The sequence below is a fragment of the Devosia beringensis genome, assembly GCF_014926585.1.
GTDB lineage: Bacteria > Pseudomonadota > Alphaproteobacteria > Rhizobiales > Devosiaceae > Devosia > Devosia beringensis.
Genome location: NZ_CP045422.1, coordinates 1,965,288 through 1,981,876, shown reverse-complemented (window position 1 = coordinate 1,981,876; position 16,589 = coordinate 1,965,288). Strand labels below are relative to the sequence as shown.

Genomic DNA, 16,589 nt, shown 5'->3' with positions numbered 1-16,589 from the left:
TTCGCTGCCTCGCCCCAGCTTTTATTGGGATCCCGCGCGATGACCGATGATCTGACCACGCCTCTGACCGGTCGCCGGCCGCGACCCGGCGCCACCAGGAGGCTGCCGATCGCCCGCATCCTGTTCGGCCTGCTGGCGCTGCTCGCCATCGGCTTTGTGGCGCGCGTGCTGATGGTGGATGATCCCGATGGCGGACGGCCCAGCCAGGAAGTCGCCGTCACCAGCACCCGCGACGCCAACGAGGTGGCCAACAATGTCGCGGACGGCCCGGTGACGATCACAGCCGATCCCCAGCAATTCCCCACCGACGGCTCGATCACCGCCATCACCACCGGGGCCGGCGGGCGCAGTTCGGTCATCGGCCTGCCCGACATCTTTGGCGCCCTGCCCGATCTGAGCGAGGAAACGGCCAATGGCCCGATCCCACGCATCTCGGCCACCGGCCTCACGCCCTTTGCCGCCTATGCCCACCCTAGTGGCGACGCCGTGGCCAGCGGCAGCCCGATGATCGCCATCGTCGTGACCGGCCTGGGCATCAACGAGCAGGGCTCGCTCGAGGCCATCGATGCCCTGCCCAGCGAGATCACGCTGGCCTTTGCCCCCTATGGCAAGGCCCTCAGCACCACGGTCGCCGCGGCCCGCACCGCTGACCACGAAGTGCTGCTCGAAGTGCCGCTGGAGCCCTTCGACTATCCGCAGAACGATCCGGGTCCCCAGACCCTGCTGACCGGCGAACCCGCCCGCGCCAACCTGGACAAGCTGTTCTGGCTGATGTCGCGCTTTGGCGGCTATGTCGGCCTGATCAACAATATGGGGGCCCGCTTCACCGCCTCGGCTGCCGATTTTTCGCCGTTGATGGAAGAGCTGGGCGCGCGCGGCCTCGGCTATCTTGATGACGGCTCGTCCAACCGTTCGCTCGCCCCGCAACTGGCCGAGGGCAACAAGGTGCCCTTCTCGCGGGCCGACCTGCTGATCGACGCCAATCCGGCGCGCGCATCCATTCTGTCAGCGCTTGCCAGCCTTGAGGCGACGGCGCTGGAGAATGGGCACGCAATCGGTATTGTCAGCGCGCTGCCCATCTCGATCAATACCCTGGCCGAGTGGGCCCGGGATCTTGAATCCAAGGGCATTCTGCTGGTGCCCGCCAGCGCATTGATGAAATAGAGCTTAGCCATGACGTCTCCGCGCCCCGACCGCCAATCCCTGCCCTATCGCGACTGCGTGGGTGTCGCCATCTTCAACCAGCAGGGCAATGTCTTCATTGGCCGGCGCCTGGCCGATCGTGACGCCGAAGACCGCTCCGAAGTAGAGGCCCCCTGGCAGATGCCGCAGGGCGGCATCGACAAGGGCGAGGATCCGCTGCGCGCCGCCTTGCGTGAACTGCACGAGGAAACCAATATTACCTCGGTCAGCCTGCTGGCCGAAGCCCCTGAATGGATTCACTACGACCTGCCCGATGAAGCGCTGGGCATTGCGCTCAAGGGCAAGTATCGCGGCCAGCGCCAGCGCTGGTTCGCCTTTGCCTTTACCGGCAAGGACAGCGAGATCGATGTCCTGACCCCCGGCGCCGGCAAATACCCTGCCGAGTTCGACGCCTGGCGCTGGGAGCGGCTCAGCCACGTGCCGGCGCTGATCGTGCCGTTCAAGAAGGACGCCTATGACCGCGTCGTCGCCGCCTTTGCCGACATTCCCCAACGCTTCACCCATACCTGAGCCATGAAGACCATCGGCCTTATCGGCGGCATGAGCTGGGAATCCTCGGCGCACTATTACCGCGTGCTCAACCAGGAGACGGCGCGCCGCCTGGGCGGGCTGCATTCCGCTCCGGTGATCCTGCATTCGGTAGATTTTGCCCCCATAGCCCAGATGCAGTCTGACGGCGACTGGGCCGGCGCCGGTGCGGTACTGGCCGGGATAGCCCGGCAGTTGCAGGCCGCGGGGGCCGAAGTCATTGGCCTGGCCACCAACACCATGCATGTCGTGGCTGAGGCCATCACCGCCGACCTGAACGTGCCCTTCATCCATATTGCCGACCCGACCAGCGACGCGCTGCTGGCGGACGGCTTTGGCACGGTGGGCCTGTTGGGCACCCGCTTCACCATGGAAATGGATTTCTACCGCGATCGCCTGAGCGCGCGGGGCCTGGTGTCGCTGATCCCCGAGGTCGACCGCACCAATCTCAACGGCATCATCTATGACGAACTCTGTCGCGGCATCGTGCGTGACGAGTCTCGCCGGGTCTATGTCGATGCCATTACCCGCCTCGCCGCCCGTGGCGCCGAAGCCGTCATCCTGGGCTGCACCGAGATCACCATGCTGATCGACGACGATGTGAGCCCGCTGCCGGTCTATGACACCACCGACCTGCACGCCAAGGCCCTGGTCGCGGCGGCCCTGGCCTAGGGCCCACCGCGATCGGCATCGGCCATGCGCTTTCGAGCGCGGCCTAGAACTCGTTCCAGTCCTGGGCGACGGCGGCATTGCCGTGGCTGGTCAGGGCCTTGGCGGCATGCCGGACCTTGTCCTGCAATCCCTTGATGCCATTCCGCGGCGCGCTCTGGCTGGCTGCCTCGGCGCGGGCCGGCCGGGCGGTGTCGTCGAGCACGAAGATGTCCACGATCCGGTCGAGTTCGCTGGCCTGACCCTCGGTCTGCTCGATGGCCGCATTGGTCTCTTCCACCAGCGCCGCATTGTGCTGGGTCATCTCGTCCATCTGCCGCACCGCGACATTGACCTCGTCGATGGCGGTCGCCTGTTCCTTGCTGTCGCGGGCAATGCCCTCCATGACGGCACTGTTCTCGCGGATGCCCTCAAGGATGGCGCCCAGCTTGCTGGCCGCTTCTGCCACCAGCTTGGAGCCACCCGCCACCTCGCCCGCGCTTTGCTCGATCAGCACCTTGACGTCAGCCGAGGCGCTGGCCGCCGACTGCGCCAGCCGCCGCACTTCCACCGCCACCACGGCAAAGCCCTTGCCGGCATCGCCGGCACGGGCCGCTTCCACCGAGGCGTTGAGCGCCAAAAGGTTGGTCTGGAAGGCGATGTCGTCGATCAGCCCGATGATATTGGAGATCTTGGCCGAGGAACTGGTGATGCGCTCCATCGCTCCGGTCGCCTGGCCCATCACCACGCCGCCCTCTTCGGCGGTGCGCGATACGTCTTGTGACTTGAGGCTGGCTGCCTGCGCCTTGTTGGCATTGGCCAGCACCGTATTGGCCAGCTGCTCGACGGTGGCCGAAGTCTCTTCGATGGTGGCGGCCTGCTTGGTGGTGCGCTCGGAAAGGTCATTGGCGCCGGCCAGGATTTCGCTCGTGGCCGAACGCACGCCGCGTGAGGTCTTGCGCAACTGCCCGACGATATCGGTCAGCTTGTCGGCCACCGCATTGGTATCGTCGCGCAGCTTGCCGAAGGCGCCCTTGTAGTCGCCCTTGACCCGATGGGTCAGGTCGGTCTCGGCCAGGGCCGCCAGTACCTGGCCGGTTTCGCTGAGCCCGCCATCGACCGTTTCGACCAGGGTATTGACCGAACCGGCCAGCGCATTGAGTTCGGCATCGGGGAATTCGGCGTCGACACGCCGCGAAAAGTCCCCGGCAATGGCGGCATCCACCACATTGCCAAAGGCCCGCTGCAGTTCCTGCATCATCTGGGCGCGTTCGGCCTGGCTGCGGATCACCTGGGCGGCTTCGGCCTCGGTCATCTGCGCCACCTTCTGGCCGTTCTCGCGGAACACTTCCACGGCCCGGGCCATGGCGCCCAGCTCGTCGGTACGGTTTGTCGCCGGTACCACATCGACCGAGGCGGGATCCTCGGCAATCTGCGTGGCGATCCGCACCAGGTTCAACAGGGGTCCGGTGATCGACAGGCGAATGAAGAAGTAGAGGGCCACAACCAGCACCGCGGTGACCGCAACGCCGGCCAGGGCAGCGGTGACCAGGGTCTTGCCCTGTTCGGCCAGACTCTTGCTCAAGTCCCAGGCATAGGCGGCGACACCCACAGTGCTCGCCTCGGGGCCAAAACGTGCCGGCACGGCGACATAGGCAATGGCGCCTTCCGAAACGATCTCGGTCTTGCCGCTGGCCAGCGCCTTGCCAGCCACGTCAGCCATGGCAGCGTTGGTGGGCGCATCCTCGGACGTCGTGACGATGATTGCCGATTCCATATTGTAACTGGCGCCGGCCTTGAACTGCTCGCCCAGCGATTTTTCCAGCCCGGCATAGGCCGTCATCAGCGCGTCGGCCTTGCCGAACCGGATGCCGCCGGCGAGCTGCTCGGTACTGCCCGCAGACAGGGCCATATTGGCCTTTTCCAGCTCCGAGCGCAGCAGGGCCGCATTCTGGCTGGCACCGACATAGCTGATCGCAGCGGAACCCGCGATGAGCGCAAGCAGCACGAGGCCAACGATTTTCTGGGTGAGTGTAAGTTTGATCATCATTGGTCCTCGTACAGCACAGGTGGCAAAGTGTAGCGAGCGATCAGAGCATCGAGACGTCGACGCCGACCGTGATGGCGCCAATCAGCGCGCCGGTCGCCGGATCGGTGATCGGCACCGAAACCTGGCTCTGGAAGGCCTGCGTGCTTTCGTCCTGTTCGATCTCGCCGATATGGACGGCATCCGCGCCGGCACCAAAGCTGGCGGTGAACTTGTCTTCATCACCCTGCCAATAGTCAGAGGTCAGCGTGCTCTGGGCCACATTGAGGCCCTTGGCATCCATGGCGAAGATTTCGGTATATTTGCCCAGCGACTCGTCCTGGACGGACTTGAGATAGGCCGAGGCCGCATTTCCCATCGTGGCATCGATCAGCGGCTTGGCGGAGGCATCGACCTCGGCGCGCCACTGCGTGTCCAGCGCATCGATCTTGGCCTGGTCATAGGCGCCGCTCATGGCGTTCTGGGCGTTGATGGCCTCGATCAGAGCGGGATTGGCAGCAAAGGCCGCGATCTCGCTTTTGGCCAGTTCGGTCAGCGGCGCGGTGAATTCATCCTGTGCCTGCAGTGCGGCACTGGTCGACAGCAGGGCTGCGAGAGTCAGCGCCGCCAGGCCCGGCCGCAGCATGGAATGGATGGTCATGAGCTTGTTCTCCTCTGCCGCGCACAATGGCGGCGTGGGCACAAGCATCCTTGAGCTCTATGAATAATCTCTAAATTAATTAGCTCAGGGGAATTTAACCGCTCACGCCGCGCTGCGGCGCCGGTCAACTACTTGTTTTTGCTGAACTTCTTCCGCAAGAACAAAGATATCGACGATCTGGTCCAGTGTCCGCGCTTCCGATTCGGTCTGCTCGATGGCCGCATTCGTCTCCTCGACCAGCGCTGCATTGTGCTGGGTCATCTCATCGAGCGTGCGCACCGAGATGCTGACCTCGTCAATGGCGGTGGCCTGATCGCGGCTGGCGCGGGCAATGCCCTCCACCAGCGCCGTATTCTGTTCGGCAGCGCCCAGCATGTCCGACAGCCGCTCGGCGGCATCGCTGACCAGCGTGCTGCCGGCCTTGACCTCGCGGGCACTCTGTTCGATCAGCACCTTGACGTCGGCCGAGGCCGACGCTGCCGATTGCGCCAGCCGGCGTACTTCCACCGCCACCACGGCAAAGCCCTTGCCGGCATCGCCGGCGCGGGCCGCTTCCACTGAAGCATTGAGGGCCAGCAGGTTGGTCTGGAAGGCAATGTCGTCGATCATGCCGATAATGCTCGAGATCTTGGCTGAACTGGAGGTAATGCGCTCCATGGCGGCGCTGGCCTGGGTCATGACCTCGCCACTGGCCGAGGCACTGCCGGAAACCGCCAGCGCCTTGCTGGCCGCGTCCTGGGCCCGTTTGGCATTGTCCGCCACCGTGCCGGCCAGCTGTTCCATGGCAGCCGAAGTTTCCTCGATGGTGGCAGCCTGCCTGGTGGTGCGTTCGCTCAGATCATTGGCGCCGGACAGGATTTCTCCCGTGGCCACGCGGATCGAGCGGGACGCCTGGCGCAGCTGACCGACCACATCGGCAAAGCGCGCCACTGTGCTGTTGAGCGCCTGGCGCAGATCTTCGAATTCGGCGTCAAACTGGGTATCGATGCCGTGGCTCAGATCACCCTTGGCCAGCGCCACGAGGGCGGCGCCGACGGCCGTCACGGCCTGCTTGCGGGCGGTGACATCGGTGGCGAACTGCACGACCTTGTAGGGCGCGCCGTCGAGCCCCAGGATCGGCGTGAAGGTACTCTGGATCCACACTTCGCCGCCATTGCTGGTGCGGCGTCGATATTCGCCGCTCTTGAACGCGCCTTCTGCCAGATCGCGCCAGAACTGCTGATAGGTGGGGTCGGTCGACTGCGCGCCAAACAGCAATCGGGCATTGGGCTGCCCCACCAGATCGGCAAGCCGATAGCCCATCAGGTCAAGGAACAGCGGGTTTGCCGTGATCAGCTCGCCGCTCAGGGTGAATTCGGCAACCAGCTGCGACATGGAAATGGCATTGAGCTGGCCGGTATGGTCCGCCGCGATCTCCAGATGCCGCCCGGTTTCTGCGCCCAGCTCGGCGATGCGGAGCGAATTGGTGCGGAACACTTCCACCGCCCGCGCCATGCTGCCAATCTCGTTGCGATTGGCGGTATAGGGCACCTCGGTATCGAGCTGGCCCTCGGCAATGGCATTCATGGTGGCCGACAGCCGCGGTATGGGTCGGGTCAGAGCGCGCGACAGCAGCAGCGCCACGATGCCGATCACCAGCAGCGCCAGACCACCGACAATGGCCATCATGGTCAGGCTCTGCCCAACCACCGCCTCGATGGGTGCGCGCGCCACCGCCACGAACAGGGCCCCGATCACCGTGCCATCGGCCATGGCGATGGGCTGGTAGCGGGTGGCATAGGCCACCTCATTGATGGTCTCGTTGCCGACCACGGCCTCATTGGCCATCATTGCCTCAAACAGCGCCGTGCCGGCGACAATGGGTCGATCGACCAGACGCGCCCCATCGGCACCGGTCAGGCTGGTGGTACCGATGCTGAAATCGGGACCGAGTTCGGCGTCGAACACATAGATGCTGGCATCCTGCGCCGACACGCTAGCCACCGTGTCGATGACGCCGTCATTGCGGAAGCGCGGCATCGACCGCATGGTCAGGCTGGCGACATTACCCGCCTCGTCCGGCCCCACTTCAAGGCTGGGCAGGTTGACGCTGAGGATCTGTGCGGTGATCCGGGTCGCGCTCTGGAGCGCCTTGTCCACGTCGGCACTGGCGCTGCCCGAGAGGCTGACGAACAATCCGGCGACCACGGCGGCAATGGCGATGGTGATCGAGCCGATGGCCATGGCGGCGATGGCAGCGGTGAGGCGAATATTGCCCAAGAGCGATGTCATGATGCGTCTCCGACCAGTGTACGGCGATGGGACCGTGCTGGAGGCGGACTGTGGCCGCTGCTGTGTTAACGCAATATTGATGTCATGAGAATTTCATGATCAATTTTTGTATATGCACGTTTTTTGTGCAGGATTTACTGCTGCGCCGCGCCGACACCGGATTATGCGCACCAATAAGGCAATAAAAAACGCCCTCAGACCGAAGTCTGCGGGCGCTATTTATACGGCGGCGATAGAGCTTTAGTGGACGTGGCCGCCATTGATCTGGCCGGCTTCGATGGCCAGGTTCAGCAGGGCACTGACCACTTCCTGCGCGTAGGACTTGGCTTCCGGCGTCGGCGCTGCAGCCAGTTCCGCCTCGGCGGCCTTGATCTGGGTGGCGAGGTCGGCATGGTCGAATTCGGAGAAGGGCGCAGACTGCTCGGCCAGGATCGTCAGACCCTCGGACGAGACGTCGGCAAAGCCGCCCTTGACGAAGAAGATCTCGTCGCGGCCATTGAGCCCGTTCACGGTAATGAAACCCGAACGCAGCGTGGTCATGAAGGGCGCGTGATCTTCCATCACCGTGAAATAGCCTTCGCTGCCCGGCACGGTGACGGAGGTCACCACTTCCGACAGCACCAGGCGCTCGGGCGACACGATCTCGATCTTGAGGCCTTCAGCCATAGTTTTGGTCCCTTAACGGCAGCTTGGGCTCGCCGCGTGCGGCAAGCCCGATGGATGGATCAGGCCGCCTGAGCAGCCAGCTTCTGGGCCTTCTTGACGGCATCTTCGATGGTGCCGACCATGTAGAAGGCGCCTTCGGGCAGGTGATCGTACTCGCCGGCCACCAGGCCCTTGAAGCCCTTGATGGTGTCTTCCAGTGCCACGAACACGCCGGGCGTGCCGGTGAACACTTCGGCCACGTCGAAGGGCTGGCTCATGAAGCGCTCGACCTTGCGGGCGCGGGCCACGATCAGCTTGTCTTCTTCGCTCAGCTCGTCCATGCCCAGGATGGCGATGATGTCCTGCAGCGCCTTGTACTTCTGCAGCACTTCCTGCACGCGGCGGGCCACGTCGTAATGCTCCTGACCAACCACGTTCGCATCGAGGATGCGCGAGTTGGAAGCCAGCGGATCCACGGCCGGGTAGATGCCCTTTTCCGAGATCGCGCGGTTCAGCACGGTCACGGCGTCAAAGTGGGCAAACGAGGTCGCCGGCGCCGGATCGGTCAGATCGTCGGCGGGCACGTACACGGCCTGCACCGAGGTGATCGAACCCTTGTTGGTGGTCGTGATGCGCTCCTGCATCTGGCCCATATCGGTGGCCAGCGTCGGCTGATAGCCCACGGCCGAAGGAATGCGACCCAGCAGAGCCGACATTTCGGCGCCGGCCTGGGTAAAGCGGAAGATGTTGTCCACGAAGAACAGCACGTCCTGGCCCTGGTCGCGGAAGTTTTCCGCAATGGTGAGGCCGGTCAGCGCCACGCGGGCACGGGCACCAGGGGGCTCGTTCATCTGGCCGAATACCAGGGCGCACTTCGAACCGGCAGCCGAGCCACCATGTTCGGTCGGGTTCTTGTTCACGCCCGATTCGATCATTTCGTAGTAGAGATCGTTGCCTTCGCGGGTGCGTTCACCCACGCCGGCAAACACCGAATAACCACCATGCGCCTTGGCGACGTTGTTGATCAGTTCCTGGATCAGCACGGTCTTGCCCACGCCGGCGCCGCCCATCAGGCCGATCTTGCCGCCACGCGCATAGGGCGCGATCAGGTCAACGACCTTGATGCCGGTGACCAGCACGGTGCTTTCCGGATTCTGCTCGGCAAAGGTCGGCGCATCCTGGTGGATTTCGCGACGATCGGTCGAGGCAATCGGACCGGCTTCGTCGATGGGCTCGCCGATCACGTTCATGATGCGACCCAGCGTGGCTTCGCCGACCGGGACGGTGATGGCCGTGCCCAGATCGATCACTTCGGCGCCGCGCACCAGGCCTTCGGTCGTGTCCATGGCAATGGTGCGCACGGCGTTTTCGCCCAGGTGCTGCGCCACTTCCAGGACCAGACGCTGGCCATTATTGGTGGTTTCGAGGGCGTTCAGGATCGCGGGCAGGTGGCCGTCGAACACGACGTCCACGACGGCACCGATGACCTGCGATACGCGACCGGCCTTTTTCTCTGCCATTTGTTTCGTCCTTCGCTTCGATTGCTTAGAGCGCTTCCGCGCCCGAAATGATTTCGATGAGTTCTTTGGTGATCTGCGCCTGGCGCTGACGGTTGTAGCTGAGCTGCAGCTGCCCGATCATTTCGCCGGCGTTCCGCGTCGCATTGTCCATTGCCGACATCTGCGCGCCATAGAAGGAGGCACTGTTTTCCAGCAGCGCCCGCAGCACCTGCACCGCAATATTGCGCGGCAGCAGGTCTTCCACGATCGCCTCTTCGCTCGGCTCGTATTCGTAGGGCACGGCCGAGGCTTCGACCTCGCCCTCTGCCTTGGCGGGCAGCTTGGCCGGGATCAGCTGCTGGGCCGTGGGCACCTGGCTGATGACGCTGCCGAACTTGGCGAAATAGAGCGTCGCCACGTCGAACTCGCCCGCATTGAACATCTCGAGCACCTTGTCCGTGACCTGCTGGGCCTGGACGAAACCGACCCGCTTGATCTCGCGGAAGTTGAAGGTGTCGACGATATTGTCGGCATATTGCCGGCGCAGGATATCGTGGCCCTTGCGGCCCACGGTAAGGATCTTGACGGTCTTGCCTTCGCTGAGCAGCTTGGCGGCATGCTCGCGCGCCAGCCGAGCGATCGACGAGTTGAAGCCGCCGGCCAGGCCGCGCTCGCCGGTGGCAACCACCAGCAGATGCACCTTGTCCTTGCCCGTGCCGCCCAGCAGCACCGGCGCATTTTCCTGGCCGTCATAAACGGCACCCAGCGCCGCAAGCACCTTGCCCATGCGCTCGGCATAGGGGCGCGCTGCCTCGGCCGCTTCCTGGGCGCGGCGGAGCTTGGCCGCCGCGACCATCTGCATGGCCTTGGTGATCTTCTGGGTCGACCGGACCGAGTCGATCCGGTTCTTGAGGTCCTTTAGCGAAGCCATTGGCCGTCGATCTCCCTGCTGGCCTTAGGCCGCGTAGGTCTTCTTGATCTCGTCGAGTGCAGCCTTGAGCTGGGCACGGGTGTCGTCGCTCAGGGCTTTCTCGGTGGCGATGGTGGTCAGCAGCGCCGCATATTTGCCGCGCAGCGCCGACAGCACCGACTGCTCGAAATCGCCGACCTTGTTGACGGCAACGCTATCGAGATAGCCATTGGCGCCGGCAAAGATCACCGCAACCTGTTCTTCCATCTTGAGCGGGCTGAACTGGGGCTGCTTGAGCAGCTCGGTCAGGCGCGCACCACGGTTGAGCAGACGCTGGGTGGCCGCATCCAGATCGGAACCGAACTGGGCGAAGGCCGCCATTTCGCGATACTGGCTGAGCTCGCCCTTGAGCGAACCGGCAACCTGCTTCATCGCCTTGACCTGGGCCGACGAGCCCACGCGGCTCACCGACAGACCAACGTTCACGGCCGGGCGGATGCCCTGGAAGAACAGGTTGGTTTCAAGGAAGATCTGGCCATCGGTGATCGAAATCACGTTGGTCGGGATATAGGCCGACACGTCATTGGCCTGCGTCTCGATCACGGGTAGCGCGGTCAGCGAACCGAGGCCATGGGCTTCGTTGAGCTTGGCGGCGCGCTCGAGCAGACGCGAATGCAGGTAGAACACGTCGCCGGGATAGGCTTCGCGGCCTGGTGGACGGCGCAGCAGCAGGCTCATCTGACGGTAGGCAACGGCCTGCTTGGTCAGATCGTCATAGGCGATCACGGCATGCTTGCCATTGTCGCGGAAGAACTCGCCGATGGCGCAGCCGGTGAAGGGCGCAATGTACTGCAGCGGGGCCGGATCGGATGCGGTTGCCGCGATCACCACCGAATACTGCAGCGCACCGGCTTCTTCGAGCTGGCGCACGAACTGGGCAACGGTGGAGCGCTTCTGGCCGACGGCGACATAGATGCAATAGAGCTTGTCGGTATCGGACGCATTGGCGTCATGGGCCGGCTTCTGGTTGAGGAAAGTATCCAGAATGATGGCCGACTTGCCGGTCTGACGGTCGCCAATGATCAGCTCGCGCTGGCCACGGCCGATCGGGATCAGCGCATCGATGGCCTTGAGGCCGGTCGACATGGGCTCATGCACCGACTTGCGCGGCAGAATGCCGGGCGCCTTGACGTCGACGCGGCGGCGTTCGGTGTGCTCGATCGGGCCCTTGCCGTCGATCGGATTGCCCAGACCATCGACCACGCGACCCAGCAGGCCCATGCCCACGGGAGTGTCCACGATCGAGCCGGTCCGCTTGACGACATCGCCTTCCTTGATGGAACGGTCATTGCCGAAAATCACGACGCCAACATTGTCGGTTTCAAGGTTGAGGGCCATGCCCTTGATGCCGCCCGGGAACTCGACGAGCTCACCGGCCTGCACCTTGTCCAGACCATAGACGCGGGCAATACCGTCACCGACGGAAAGCACCTGACCGACTTCGGAAACCTGGGCTTCCTGGCCGAAATTCTTGATCTGGTCCTTGAGGATCGCAGAAATTTCCGCGGCTTTGATGTCCATTATCCGACCTCTTTCATGGCGATCTTCATCGCAGCGAGTTTTGTCTTGAGCGAGCTGTCGATCATCTGGCTGCCGACCTTCACCTGAAGGCCGCCAATCAGCGACGGATCGACGAATTGATTGAGCGTGACGGTCTTGCCGATCTTGACCTTGAGCGTATCGCCCAGGGCCTTGACCTGCTCGGCATTGAGCGGCGCGGCCGAGGTCACGTCGGCCGTAACCTCGCCGCGGGCCTTGGCGGCCAGATCGCGGAAACCGGCAATGATGGCATCGAGCGCAAACAGCCGGCCATTCTTGGCGACCAGACGCAAGAAATTGGCCACCAGTGGATGGGTCTTGGCCTTGTCCAGCAGCGCATCGAGCGCGCTGGCCTTGGTGTCAGCGGAAATCACCGGGGAGCGCAGGAAGCGCGAAAAATCGGCGCTCTCGCCGATAAGCCGCGTCACGTCGGAAAGCGACGTCTCCACCGATGCCAATTGGTTCTCGCTGCTAGCGAGATCGAACAGCGCCGACGCATATGGCCGGGCGATCTGGGTAAGCACTGAATTCTGCGCTGCCAATGCCGCATCACCCTCTTGGTTGCTTGCCTGCTTGCCGCCTGTACTGGTTGGAAAACCCGGGCGGTCGCTGACGCTTGTTCTTGTTTGGAAAAGAGGACGTCCGGAGCCCCCTTCAAAGTCGCGCTCGCTCTAGCACAGGCCTCGCGCGCCTTGCAAGGGTAGGGGAGGAGATTCAAAGGCGGTGAAAGTGTCGCAGGGGTGCCGGGATAGCCCGACCCGGATAGCCCGACCCGACCCTGCGCCGCGGACCAGGCCAGTCACTTCTTTAATTGCAGCGTTTACGATCTGTTAAATATAGTACTATGCTTCGGTCGCGGCCGTTTAATGGGGGAAGACCAAGTTGTCTAACGTTGTTTTTACAGTCGGCGAGCCGACTTATAGCTGGAATGCCATCTACCAGACGGTGCTTGACCTTGGTACGTTCAACATCACGGACAATTCGCCCCAGACCACGCTGACCATGACCGCCCCGGGCGGTCTGCAGATCGTGATCGCCGGCACCAACCTGCGGGCCGATGGCGCCCGCCACCTGACAGCTGGCAATATTACCGGCTTCACGGTGATCAGCGACGGCCAGGAAGTGGTGCGCATCGACCAGCTGACCACCGCCGGCAATTTCGCCGACCTGCAGACCGTCCTCACCGGCTTTGACCAGCCAGGGCCCGATTTCGCCGCCATTCAGGCGGGGATTGCCGCCCTGTTGCTGATGCAGCCCTTCAATGTCATCGGCTCCAATGACCGTGACCAGTTTGGCACCTCCATCGTCGGCGGCGACGTGGTCGTGCTCAATGGCGGCAATGACGCCTATATCATCGACACGCCCGCTGCTGCGGTCACCGTCGATGGCGGCAGCGGCTACGACTATCTCGATTTCGGCTTCCAGCGCAGCGCCGGCGTCATCGTCGATTTCGACAGCGGCCAGGCGCGCGACATGGCCAGCTTTGCCCTCTTCGCCAATTTTTCGGATTTCGAAGAGACCGGCGGCACCCAGTTCGACGACCTCATCATCGCTTCTGCCAATGGCAGTGACGAATTCTTCTTTGAGGGTTCGCTCGGCAATGACCGCTATGAAGGACACCAGGCCTCCTATTCACGCCTGTCCTATCGCTTTTTCGCGGAGCAGACCGGCCTGACCGGCGGCATCACCGTCAATGCCGCGCTGGGTACCGTGCTCAAGCCCGGTAGTGCCGGCATCGACTCCTTCTCCGATATCACCACCATCCAGGGCACCAATTACGCCGACAGTTTCTATGGCAGCGTCTGGAACGACGAGTTCGAGGGCATGGATGGCGCCGACAGCTTCAATGGCAGCGGCGGCGACGACCGGGTGAACTACCGCGCCGAGCTCGGCACCCGCGGCGTCTTCGTCAACCTCTCCGATACAGCCAATACCGGTGCTGTGACGGGCACGGCAACCGTGACCGTGGCGGCGCACACCGCGCTCGACCGCCAGGGCAAGATCGACACGCTGCTCAGCATCGAAAATATCAACGGCACCGATGTCAATGACCGCCTGATCGGCGACAGCAAGGACAACGAGTTCCGCGGCTATGCCGGCATCGATCGGCTTTATGGCAATGGCGGCAATGACCGGCTGAGCGGCGGCGACGGCAACGACTTCCTCTATGGCGGGGATGGCCGCGACGAGCTGCTCGGCGGCATTGGCAATGATCTGATCAACGGCGATGCCGGCGACGACTTCATCAGCGCCGGCGAGGGCAATGACACCATCGACGCCGGCAGCGGCGCTTTCGACTTTATTGCCGGCTCGGCGGGCAATGACACGGTCGACGGCAATACCGGCTACGACATGTACAGCTTCGACTCCTTCGACCGCCAGGAAGACGCCAATAATGACGGCAATCCCGGTGGCCAGAACGAACATGCCGCCGACAGCATCACCGTAACCCTGCAGAACGGCATTGGCGCCGGGACCATTACCGGCTTTTTCGGCATCAATTCGACCAAGGTCACGCCCACCAAGCTGGCGCTCAGCCAGACCTTCGTCAATCTCGAGCGCATCCGCGGCACTGAAGGCAATGACACCTTCACCATGGGTACCGGCTTCAGCAATACCGAGGATACCGGCGAGAGCTTTGGTGATCCCCTGCGGACCGGCCTGGGTGCCTTCGAGCTGGTGGGTGGCAAGGGCAATGACACCTTCAACGACACCGCCGCAACCGGCCTGCTCAAGATCAATTATCATGAAGAGCAGTGGAGCCATCCCGACTTCCGCGACGACAACGGCTATCGCTGGGGCGATGGTGGCGAACCTGGTGTCGTCGTCAATCTGAGTGCCAGCGCCAAGCAGGTTGCCGGTTTCGGCAATGTCGCTTCTGGCAAGGCACGCGACACCTGGGGCAATACAGATACGATCAATGGCGTGGTCGCCTTTGAGCTGACCGACACCAATGACCACTTCTTTGCCGGCGCCGCTGCCGTCTTCGTGCGCGGCCGCGACGGCGACGACAATTTCACCGGCGGCACCGGCGCCGACCAGTTCCACGGCGGCCGCGACAACGACACCGCCAATGGCGGGGCCGGCAATGACTATCTGCGCGGCGATGATGGCGACGACTCCCTGACCGGCGCCGCTGGCAACGACAATATCGGCGGCGGCAGCGGCAATGACACGCTCTATGGTGATGCCGGCAAGGACTCGCTCAATGGCGATGACGGGGTGGACACACTCTTTGGCGGCGCCGGACGGGACGATCTGGGTGGCGGCAGCGGCGGCGACTTCCTCTATGGCGAGGCCGGCAATGACTTTGCCAATGGCGACGATGGCGACGACACCATCAGCGGCGGCGACGGCGATGATGAACTTGAAGGCAGCCGCGGCAGCGACACCATTCTGGGTGATGCGGGTGACGACCGCATCTTCGGCGGCGACGACAATGACACGCTGATCGGCGGGCTTGGCGACGATCGCATCGAAGGCGACGACGGCGATGACACCATCCATGGTGACGATGCCGCCTCGACCGATGCCGCCGGCGGCAATGACCGGCTCAATGGCGGCGCCGGCATCGACACCATTTATGGCGGCTACGGCCATGACGTCATCGAGGGCCAGGACGACCAGGACTTCCTCTATGGCGGCCACGGCGACGACATCATCCGGGGCGGCAATGCCGAGGACTGGCTGGAAGGCGGCGAAGGCGAAGACGAGCTGGATGGCGGCGATGCCGGCGACCATCTCGAAGGTGGCAACGGCAATGACGCGATCAATGGCGGCCTGGGCGCTGACGTCCTCCATGGCGGCGCGGGCGATGACGACATCTATGGCGGCGACGGCGCCTTTGACGATGTGCTGATCGGCGGCGCCGGGACCGATATCCTGGGCGGCGGCGAGGGCGATGACAGCTATGTGCTGGACAATGAAGCCACCGGGATCGACAGCATCTGGGAAATTTCGGGCACCGACACCGTGTTCTCGACAATTACACGCAGCCTGGCCAGCTGGAATTTCATCGAAAACCTGACCCTGGAAGGCAATATCGCGATCGACGGCACCGGCAACGAGGCCGACAACCTGCTGCGCGGCAATGGCGCCAGCAATGTGCTGACGGGTGGCAATGGCCAGGATACGCTGCTGGGCGGCGAGGGCAATGACACCCTGTTCGGCGATGCCGACAATGACCGCCTGACCGGTGGCTTTGGCCGCGACATCATGACCGGCGGCCTTGGCGACGACATCTTCGACCTCGACCTCGCACTCGATCTCGGCAAGCTCGCCCAGCGTGACATCATCACCGACTTCTCCCAGGGCCTGGGCAATCGTGACCTGATCGACCTGTCCGATCTTGATGCCTCGGTCTTTGGCGGCTCCGACGATGCCTTTGTCTTCAACGCCACCAAGAACGGCGCCTTTGCCGGGGCCGGCTCGCTGATCTGGTCCCAGCAAAATCCGGCCGGCACCGTCAATGACCGAACGCTGATCCAGGGCGATTATGATGGCGACGGCATTGCCGACTTCCAGATCGAGCTCACCGGGCTGATCAACCTGACCGCGGCTGATTTCATCCTGTGATCCCGATCAGCACCACGGCCGCAC

Annotated in this window: 11 protein-coding genes and 1 pseudogene; 4 read left to right on the top strand and 8 right to left on the bottom strand. The window is 63.5% G+C overall.

Annotated features, from left to right (window positions below; all coding sequences use genetic code 11):
• Positions 1-39 precede the first annotated feature (39 nt).
• The 3 genes from GDR53_RS09735 to GDR53_RS09725 are packed head-to-tail and all read left to right on the top strand — an operon-like array spanning position 40 to position 2,403.
• On the top strand, positions 40-1,164 hold the full coding sequence (locus tag GDR53_RS09735) for a divergent polysaccharide deacetylase family protein (RefSeq protein ID WP_193337856.1): 1,125 nt from the start codon (positions 40-42) through the stop codon (positions 1,162-1,164).
• A gap of 9 nt (positions 1,165-1,173) precedes the next feature.
• Positions 1,174-1,713: an RNA pyrophosphohydrolase gene (locus GDR53_RS09730; RefSeq protein WP_193337855.1), complete on the top strand. Its 540-nt coding sequence runs from the start codon at positions 1,174-1,176 to the stop codon at positions 1,711-1,713.
• A gap of 3 nt (positions 1,714-1,716) precedes the next feature.
• On the top strand, positions 1,717-2,403 hold the full coding sequence (locus GDR53_RS09725) for an aspartate/glutamate racemase family protein (RefSeq protein WP_193337854.1): 687 nt from the start codon (positions 1,717-1,719) through the stop codon (positions 2,401-2,403).
• A gap of 43 nt (positions 2,404-2,446) precedes the next feature.
• Here the strand turns inward: GDR53_RS09725 and GDR53_RS09720 are convergent, their stop codons facing one another.
• The 8 genes and pseudogenes from GDR53_RS09720 to GDR53_RS09685 all read right to left on the bottom strand — a co-directional run bounded on the left by GDR53_RS09720 (position 2,447) and on the right by GDR53_RS09685 (position 12,514).
• Positions 2,447-4,426, bottom strand: a complete 1,980-nt coding sequence (locus GDR53_RS09720; RefSeq protein WP_232846775.1) for a methyl-accepting chemotaxis protein — start codon at positions 4,424-4,426, stop codon at positions 2,447-2,449.
• 43 nt (positions 4,427-4,469) lie between these two features.
• Complete coding sequence (locus tag GDR53_RS09715) at positions 4,470-5,066, bottom strand: hypothetical protein (protein WP_193337853.1); 597 nt, start codon at positions 5,064-5,066, stop codon at positions 4,470-4,472.
• A 102-nt stretch (positions 5,067-5,168) separates the two neighbouring features.
• Complete coding sequence (locus GDR53_RS09710; protein WP_193337852.1) at positions 5,169-7,337, bottom strand: methyl-accepting chemotaxis protein; 2,169 nt, start codon at positions 7,335-7,337, stop codon at positions 5,169-5,171.
• Positions 7,338-7,577: 240 nt separating this feature from the next.
• Positions 7,578-8,003 (bottom strand): F0F1 ATP synthase subunit epsilon, encoded by a 426-nt coding sequence (locus GDR53_RS09705; RefSeq protein WP_193337851.1) that lies wholly within the window; start codon positions 8,001-8,003, stop codon positions 7,578-7,580.
• A 59-nt stretch (positions 8,004-8,062) separates the two neighbouring features.
• Positions 8,063-9,490, bottom strand: a pseudogene (gene atpD / locus GDR53_RS09700) (F0F1 ATP synthase subunit beta); the annotation flags it as partial.
• Between the two features lie 37 nt (positions 9,491-9,527).
• Positions 9,528-10,412 (bottom strand): F0F1 ATP synthase subunit gamma, encoded by an 885-nt coding sequence (locus GDR53_RS09695; protein ID WP_193337849.1) that lies wholly within the window; start codon positions 10,410-10,412, stop codon positions 9,528-9,530.
• Positions 10,413-10,436: 24 nt separating this feature from the next.
• The gene (gene atpA, locus GDR53_RS09690) at positions 10,437-11,972 is read right to left on the bottom strand and encodes a F0F1 ATP synthase subunit alpha (protein ID WP_193337848.1); all 1,536 of its coding nucleotides are present in this window, start codon (positions 11,970-11,972) and stop codon (positions 10,437-10,439) included.
• Positions 11,972-12,514, bottom strand: coding sequence for a F0F1 ATP synthase subunit delta (locus GDR53_RS09685; protein ID WP_232846774.1), 543 nt, complete (start codon positions 12,512-12,514; stop codon positions 11,972-11,974). The genes atpA and GDR53_RS09685 overlap by 1 nt, the downstream gene beginning before the upstream one ends.
• A 358-nt stretch (positions 12,515-12,872) precedes the next feature.
• Between GDR53_RS09685 and GDR53_RS09680 the strand changes: the two genes are divergently transcribed.
• The gene (locus GDR53_RS09680) at positions 12,873-16,565 is read left to right on the top strand and encodes a calcium-binding protein (RefSeq protein ID WP_193337846.1); all 3,693 of its coding nucleotides are present in this window, start codon (positions 12,873-12,875) and stop codon (positions 16,563-16,565) included.
• The last annotated feature ends 24 nt before the right edge of the window (positions 16,566-16,589 follow it).

Coding starts and splice junctions, on each gene's coding strand:
- GDR53_RS09735 (WP_193337856.1), top strand. CDS start 40: ATGACCGATGATCTGACCACGCCTCTGACCGGTCGCCGGCCGCGACCC.
- GDR53_RS09730 (WP_193337855.1), top strand. CDS start 1,174: ATGACGTCTCCGCGCCCCGACCGCCAATCCCTGCCCTATCGCGACTGC.
- GDR53_RS09725 (WP_193337854.1), top strand. CDS start 1,717: ATGAAGACCATCGGCCTTATCGGCGGCATGAGCTGGGAATCCTCGGCG.
- GDR53_RS09720 (WP_232846775.1), bottom strand. CDS start 4,426: ATGATCAAACTTACACTCACCCAGAAAATCGTTGGCCTCGTGCTGCTT.
- GDR53_RS09715 (WP_193337853.1), bottom strand. CDS start 5,066: ATGACCATCCATTCCATGCTGCGGCCGGGCCTGGCGGCGCTGACTCTC.
- GDR53_RS09710 (WP_193337852.1), bottom strand. CDS start 7,337: ATGACATCGCTCTTGGGCAATATTCGCCTCACCGCTGCCATCGCCGCC.
- GDR53_RS09705 (WP_193337851.1), bottom strand. CDS start 8,003: ATGGCTGAAGGCCTCAAGATCGAGATCGTGTCGCCCGAGCGCCTGGTG.
- GDR53_RS09695 (WP_193337849.1), bottom strand. CDS start 10,412: ATGGCTTCGCTAAAGGACCTCAAGAACCGGATCGACTCGGTCCGGTCG.
- atpA (WP_193337848.1), bottom strand. CDS start 11,972: ATGGACATCAAAGCCGCGGAAATTTCTGCGATCCTCAAGGACCAGATC.